Annotated in this window: 2 protein-coding genes and 1 pseudogene; 2 read left to right on the top strand and 1 reads right to left on the bottom strand. The window is 30.6% G+C overall.

The window, feature by feature from the left end; genetic code table 11:
* Positions 1–134, bottom strand: a pseudogene (locus BMW96_RS14585) (IS5/IS1182 family transposase); the annotation flags it as partial.
* A gap of 394 nt (positions 135–528) precedes the next feature.
* On the opposite strand from BMW96_RS14585, the gene BMW96_RS13555 reads away from it, so the two are divergent.
* Positions 529–1,797, top strand: coding sequence for a UDP-N-acetylglucosamine 1-carboxyvinyltransferase (locus BMW96_RS13555; RefSeq protein ID WP_092357064.1), 1,269 nt, complete (start codon positions 529–531; stop codon positions 1,795–1,797).
* 200 nt (positions 1,798–1,997) lie between these two features.
* Positions 1,998–6,706, top strand: a 4,709-nt coding sequence (locus BMW96_RS13550) for an alpha-N-acetylglucosaminidase TIM-barrel domain-containing protein (RefSeq protein ID WP_092357060.1), incomplete at its 3' end; no start/stop codon positions are given.

The raw sequence follows: 6,706 nt of genomic DNA, 5'->3' as shown, positions 1-6,706 counted from the left end.
AGATTTTCTACTAACGGATAAATGAAACACCAGTCAATAGAGGCTTCTAATTTTCTAACCATATGATCAGCTGGAACAAGCTCATCAATAGTACATAAAATAATGTGATCATGTTTAGTTTTATTTACTGTCATTGTCATATTAATTTCCTCCAAATGTGCACTTATATTATACCATATCATGACTTCTTTATCTTAAACAAAAAAGTCGTGGAGCCTCAAAGTTTGCACACTTGGAACGAAGTCATCCACGACCACTGATATATTATCACATAAACAACAAAATAAAAAGACTGCTGACAATTTTTTATTTGTCAACAGCCTGGAAGAATCCCTTTTAGGGATTCTTTTAATATTTGTAAAAGGCTTAATTATTTATAATTTTTAGAATAATATATATTTTTGTATAATAATGGAATGACGAAAAATGTTTAAAAATTCTAATCATTTAAAAATACAAATTTAGGTTGTTTTTAATAATGAATTAATATATAGTAATTACGTAGATTAAATTATAAGGAGGACTAAAATGAGTGAAGTAATTGCTATTGAAGGTGGACATAAATTGAATGGAACTGTAGTGGTAAGTGGGGCAAAAAATGCTACTGTAGCCCTAATTCCAGCAATTGTCTTAGCAGATAGTCCTGTAACTGTATATGGTGTACCAAATATTTCTGATGTTGATGCATTAGGAGTATTGTTAAGAGAATTAAACTGTAATGTTGAAAAAAATGAAGATGTACTGGTAGTAGATCCTACTAATTTAAAAAATAAACCACTTATAGGTGAAGCAGTAGATAAATTAAGAGCATCGTATTATTTAATGGGAGCATTATTAGGAAAATGTAAGAAAGTAACTATGAAAATGCCAGGTGGATGTTTTTTAGGACCTCGTCCAATTGATCTTCATATCAAAGGATTTGAGGCTTTAGGAGCAACTGTGGATTACAGTAGTGATGGAACATATACGATTCAAGCTGAACGTTTGATTGGTAATAAAATATATATGGATTTTGCATCAGTTGGAGCAACCATAAATATATTACTTGCGGCAGTAAAGGCAGAAGGAAAAACAACTATTGAAAATGCGGCTAAAGAACCTGAGATTATTGATGTAGTAAATCTTTTAACAAAAATGGGAGCCAAAATACGAGGAGCTGGTACTGATACGATAACAATTGAAGGGGTAGAAACTCTTCATGGATGTAATCATGAAATAATTCCTGATCGAATAGAAGCTGGAACTTTTTTAGTAATTGCAGCAGCGGCAGGAGAAAAGGTAATCGTACAAAATGTAATTCCTCAGCATTTAGAGGCAGTAACCTCAAAGTTAAAAGAGATAGGTGTAAAAATGGATATTGTTGGAGATAGTATTATAGTTCATGGAGGAATAGAAAATTTAAAACCAGTTGATATAAGAACTCAGGTTTATCCAGGATTTGCTACAGATCTACAACAACCGTTGACAGCTCTATTGACTCAGTGTCAAGGTAGTTCTCAGGTAGTAGAGACAATTTATCCAGAAAGATTTGGACATTGTTATCAGCTAAATTCAATGGGAGCTAAAATAGCCCAAGAAGAAGCAATGTGTTATATAGATGGGCCAACCCCATTACATGGAGCAAGAGTATATGCGACAGATTTAAGATGTGGAGCAGCATTGATAGTAGCAGCGTTGATAGCCGATGGGGTAACAGAGATAGGAAATGTATATCATATAGATCGTGGATATGAAAATATCGATCATAAACTTATATCTTTAGGTGCTGTAATTACAAGACGAGAGATAGAAGATTAAAGTTTGATAAATTAGGTTTAATGACTTTTTAGGTTGTTAAACTTTTTTTGTTCAAGATTTTACTAACGATTGTAGGATTTTACTAGTTTTTTTGTATTATAATAAATATAGGTATACAAGTAATATTAGAAGGAGGTGTACAAAGAATTATTACTTCATCAATGCCATATATTAATAATAAAAAAAGGAGAAAGGAAAATATGAATTTAAAAAAGAAATTAAAAATTTCTTTAATATTGTCACTAGTGTTAGTGTTGTTATTTCCAACAATGACAATTTTTGCAAGTGAAACAAAAAGTAGAGCAGCTAGGGAAAATATTGCTTTAAATAAACCAGTAACATCTTCAAAAATAGAAAATAGCAATATACCTGAATATGCAGTTGATGGAAAAGAAAATACATTTTGGGCATCTGTTAATCCTAGTGAATTAGAAGTTGATCTACAGGGATTTTATAAAATTTCAGAAATAAATTTGATGGCTTATTTTGATGTTCCAGCTAATGCTGAAAGATATTATGATTATGAAATTTATGCAAGTATGGATCAAGAAAAATATGATTTAGTTGCTAAAAAAAGCGACACTTCATGGAATACTCCACAAGGGGATACATATGTTTTTAATGATACTTTTACAGCTCATTACATAAAAGTGAAGATTTTAAAAACTCATGCAGAAAATCAACCAAATAATAATACTGGGCATATTAAAGAGTTACGGGTTTATGGTGAACTAGATCCAGAATATGAAAATCCAGTAATAAAAAGTAATGTGGCTTTAAATAAGACTGTTACAGCTTCTGGACAAGAAGGTAGCAGTAATCCAGGTAAAGCTGTAGATAATAATGTTAATTCTTTTTGGGCAGTAGCTGGAGAAGGATGGTTGGAAGTTGATTTGGAAGGATATTTTGATGTTGATGAAATCAATGTGCTTCCTTATTATTCAGATGGACGTTATTATAATTATGAAGTATATGTTAGTGTAAATGGTCTTGATTATATTAAAGCTGGTGAAAAGAAAGATAATACCCCACAAAATAAAGATGGAGATACTTATACATTTGATACAAAGACAATTCGTTTTGTTAAAGTGAAAATGTTATCAAATTCAGCTAATCCATCCATGCATATAAATGAGTTGCGAGTTTATGGAATTGAAAATACAGAATATAAACCACCAATAGAAGATATAGATACTACAAGTATTGCATATCAAAAACCAGCTCGTTCTTATAGTAATAGTGCAAGTTATCCTGTTTCAAATATAAATGATGGAATGCTATCAACATCATGGCAGGCATTATATTATCCTGCTTATATTGATATTGATTTGGAGGGGAATTATAATATTAATAAAATTCAAGTAGTTCCAGATTTTAAGGATTTACAAGCATATTATCAATATTCTATTTTTACAAGTATAGATGGTGTAACTTTTGATAAGGTTGCAAAAAAAGATGATGATACTGTTGTTACAAAAGAAGGGAATCTATTTGAAATTAATGGTAAAGAAGCACGAATTGTGCGTGTTTACCTTGAGTATTGTTCAGTTGGAAATACTGGAAGTTTTGCTGAAGTTAGAGTTTATGGTGAGGAAAGTGAAAATCCAGTTATTGAAAGAGCTGATATTAATATAAGTGATTTTGAAGATACAGAATATGTTCTACCAATTACAGAAGATGAAACTATTAATGAAGTAAAGGGTGTTTTAAGTCGTGTAATTGGTGAAAAATATTTAGACTGGTTTGAATTTGTATTAGAAGAAAATAGTGAAAGTGATAAAGATTATTATGAAATTAGTAATCATAATGGTAAAATTAAAATTAAAGGAAATGAAGGACTTTCATTAACTACAGGTTTAAATTACTATTTAAAATATTATTGTAATGTTTCAATCACACAACAGGCAAGACAAGTAAAAATGCCTGCAAATGTAGTTCCAGTAACAGAAACTATTCGTAAGGAAACTCCATATGAAGTACGTTATGCTTATAATTATTGTACGCATTCTTATACAATGGCATTCTGGGGTGAAACTGAATGGCAAAATGAAATGGACTGGTTAGCATTAAATGGTGTAAATGCCATACTTGATATTACTGGTCAAGAAGAAGTCTGGAGAAGATTTATGGGTAACTTAGGTTATTCACTTGATGAAATTAAGGATTGGTTAGTGGGACCTGGATATTATGGATGGCAATACATGGCTAATATGGAAAATGTTAATGGACCAATTCCTGATAACTGGTTTGCACAACGTACTGAACTAGCAAGAATGAATCAAAGAAAAATGCGAGCATTAGGAATGACTCCTATTTTACAAGGATATAGTGGAATGGTTCCTAATAGTATTACTGAAAAGGATTCAAAGGCTCAGGTAATTCCTCAAGGTTTATGGAATGGTATGCAAAGACCAGCAATGTTAAAAACTAATACAGAAACATATAAAGAGTATGCTAAGATGTTTTATCAGGCACAAGAAGAAGTATATGGAAAAGTTTCTAATTATTATGCAACAGATCCATTCCATGAAGGTGGACAAACTGGTGGAATAGGACGTGATATTGTTGGAAGAAAAGTATTAGATGAAATGAAAGTCTATGATGATGATGCAATTTGGGTTATTCAATCATGGAGTTTCCAACCAGCATTATTAAGTGAGATTACAACAGAAGAAAAGCAAAATAATATTTTATTATTAGATTTAAATGCAAGTAAATCAGCAAAATATTCGTCTACAAATGAATTTGCTGGAAGTAACTGGGTATATTGTATGCTTGAAAACTATGGAGGACGCTCAGGTGTACATGGAAATCTTGAAAAATTAACAAAAATTCCAAGTCAGGTAAAAGATAAAACAAGTCATATGGTTGGAATGGGAATTGCTCCAGAGGGAACTAATAATAATCCTGTTAGATTTGATTTATTCTTTGAAATGATGTGGGAAGAAAATGATGTGGATTTAAATGAATGGATTACACATTATGTAGAACGTAGATATGGTTGTGAAAATGAGAATGCACAAAAGGCATGGAAATTGTTATTAGAAACAGTCTATCGTCCTGCAACTCATGCTGATCCACCTGAATCAATAATTAATGTAAGACCACAGTTTAATGCAAAACAATCTGCTCCAAATGGAAATATGAGTAAAAATTATGATTTTAAAAGATTTGAAAAAGCATTAGACTATTTAATGAAAGATTTTGAACAATTAAAAGGTAGTGAAGGATATTTATATGATGTAACTGACTTTTTAAGACAAGCAGTTGCTAATAGTGCTGAAAGAACATATAGTGAATTTACAAAAGCATTTAATGATGGAAATGTGGAATTATTTAAAGAAAAATCACAAGAATTTTTAAAGATGGTTGAGCTTCAAGATCAAGTTTTAAATAGTAATAAAAACTTTATGGTTGGAACATGGTTAAATGCATCTAAAAATGCATCAGAAGGACAAGATGATTTTATTAAGATGATTTTCCAATTAAATGGTAAAGCACTTATTTCAACTTGGGCACCATATTATTGCTGGGGAGTATATGATTATGCAAATCGTGAATATGGTGGTTTAACAAAAGATTATTATTTGCAACGTTGGGAACTTTGGATTCAACGATTAACAGATAAAATTGAAGGTAAAAATGTATCTAATTATAATGAAATTTCAATAAAAGAATCTCATCAAATGGCTTGGCAATGGGCTAGAAGTGAAAAGGATTATAGTAGTGAAGCAACAGGTGATACAAAAGAATTATATAAAGAATTTGTAAATAATTATTGTTTAAATAATGGTAGTGTAGATGAGTTACAAGTAGATAAAATGAGTATTTCCATTTCATGTGATAAACCTGATTATAATGGTTATCCAATTAGTAATGCGATTGATGGAAATGCTGGTTCATTCTGGACAACACAAACTAATATTAAGGGACCATATACAGTAACTTTCAAATTTGATCAAGCGGAAACAATTAATTCTTTTAGTATCTTACCACGTAATTACAACAGTAATGCTACTGGAAATGGTGATATTCTTGGTATTGAATTATGGGTAAGTGATGACGGTAATGAATATCGTAAGATAGCTCAAGGTGAATACGAACAAAATGGAAGCGAACGTATTTGTAATTTTGAGGCAGTTACAACGAAATATGTAAAATTAGTAATTACTAAAACATTAATTTGGAATAATGTTGCTACTAATGCTTCTGCAAGTGCAGCAGAATTTAGTTTTTATAAACCATATGCCCAGTTAAGAAGTGGTATATATACAATTGAAAATAATGTGATAGGAAATGTTTATGAAAATACAACTGTAAAACAATTTTTAGCTGGATTTGATATTTCTCAAAATGGTAAGGTGATTGTAACTAGAAATGGAAATGAATTAACAGAAAATGATGTAATTGAACAAGATGATATTGTTGAATATTACTATAAAAATGAAAAAGTAAAAACTTATCAAATTGATGAATTTGCACAAGTCTCAGATTTTACAAAATTGAATGAATTAATTTTAGAATGTGAAAAACTTAATCAAAATGATTATACAGAAGAAAGCTGGAATCAATTTAGTGAAATTCTTACACTTGCAGTTGGGGTTCAAGTAAATCCTGAAGCTAGTCAAGAAGAAATAGATAATGCAGTTAAAAATCTAAAAGAAGCATATAGCAATTTAGTGTCAGTAACTGTAGTAAGTAAAACAGCATTACAAATTGCTGTAGAAATGGCAGGTAATGTAACAGAAGAACAATTAGATAAAGTAGTACCAGCAGTAGTAACTGAATTCAATGCAGCATTAGAAGAAGCAAGAACTATCTTAGCTAATGATAATGCAACACAAGAAGAAGTAGATGCATCATTTGCAAGATTATCAGTAGCAATGCATATGTTAGAATTCTTAAAAGG

The organism is Thomasclavelia cocleata (genome assembly GCF_900102365.1).
Taxonomy (GTDB): domain Bacteria; phylum Bacillota_I; class Bacilli_A; order Erysipelotrichales; family Coprobacillaceae; genus Thomasclavelia; species Thomasclavelia cocleata.
This window is presented reverse-complemented; position numbering and strand designations above follow the sequence as displayed.

Coding starts and splice junctions, on each gene's coding strand:
- BMW96_RS13555 (WP_092357064.1), top strand. CDS start 529: ATGAGTGAAGTAATTGCTATTGAAGGTGGACATAAATTGAATGGAACT.